We start from the raw sequence: 1,284 nt of genomic DNA on the forward strand, positions 1-1,284 counted from the left end.
TTAATAAAGGTAATGAAGACTTATATTCTTTGGTTCACGAAGTAGGTCATAGTTTTAGTCTACCACATAGCTTTGATGAAATATTTTCCGATAAGCATTTTTTTATAGAGGCTATACTGACAATTTAATGGACTATGATAAGAAATGGGGTCCTGAGCAGAAAGAAGAAGATGTAAATAATCCATACTGTCCAAATATGTGGGCACTTTTCAAATGGCAATGGGATATATTACGTAGTGACAGAAGTATGAACTCTTCTGACGCTTGAATATGACTATAAATATTCTGTAAAAGGTTTACTCAATGAAAAATATAAAAAATATTCTTATAGCTATTTCAGCGTTACTTGTAGGATGCACGAGCTTAGACACTCAAAAAAAAATGGAAAAGAAATCTAAAACAGATGATAAGCCAGTAGTTTGTTATGAACAATCAGTAGATCCTTTTTTAGTTTTGAAAAAGACTGCTCTTGATACAGGAGTATTAAGAGATGAACCTATTGATATAATACTCAAAGACCTATTCATTGAAAAACTAGAGGCCTCTTTATTAGAAAGTAAAGGATATTTTACGAATCATTATAAACTTAGGTTTGATCTAAATGATATTAATAGTAAAATATCTATTAACAGCGATGGTCTTAATCCAGAAAAAATACAAAAAATATATTATAGTCCAATAGATTACCGTAAAAGAAATAAGTACGGACATCAATTACTTAATCAGGAAAAGTTCGGCATGACTGAAGCTATCAATTTAGTCATTGATGACCATGGAAAAGCGACAGAAATACTAGAGCAACTCTATCAACAGTACTTAGTAAAAGTTGAGAATAATGACGTATTAAGTGATGGTGAAACGCTGCATACATATATTCGTTATGAAGGTAAATTGTTTGAACTTTGGGGTATTAATCGCAATACACATCCAACTGAAGAATGTAACTTCAGTATGCTTAAAACTTTAATAATTGATTAAGACGTAATCGCAGTTACAGATCATCGTTAAAGAACAATAGACCAATAATCATAGCAAATGCCCTTCACTATCATCGATAGCTCAGCGGATAACAACTAGATCAGTGCAGTAACGTTTATTAAGCACACTTTACTCTTTTAATAGGTAACACAAATTTGATTTGGCAATCATAAACCAATCTCTCAAAGTCCACCCAAACCACCAACCGAAAAATTCTAACAAACCTGCACCCTCAATCAAAAATACTGCATCTCCAGTCATTTTATTTCTTAAAGTATTGTCTATAGTTAAATGACTACATTTATC

At 31.6% G+C, this 1,284-nt stretch carries 1 protein-coding gene; it reads left to right on the top strand.

Annotated features, from left to right (window positions below):
- The first annotated feature begins 303 nt into the window (after positions 1-303).
- A complete protein-coding gene (locus tag ACS8FD_RS15080) occupies positions 304-978 on the top strand; it encodes a hypothetical protein (protein ID WP_439261082.1) in 675 nt (224 codons plus the stop codon).
- Positions 979-1,284: the final 306 nt, after the last annotated feature.

It is taken from the genome of Psychrobacter sp. 1U2, from assembly GCF_051847575.1.

Coding starts and splice junctions, on each gene's coding strand:
- ACS8FD_RS15080 (WP_439261082.1), top strand. CDS start 304: ATGAAAAATATAAAAAATATTCTTATAGCTATTTCAGCGTTACTTGTA.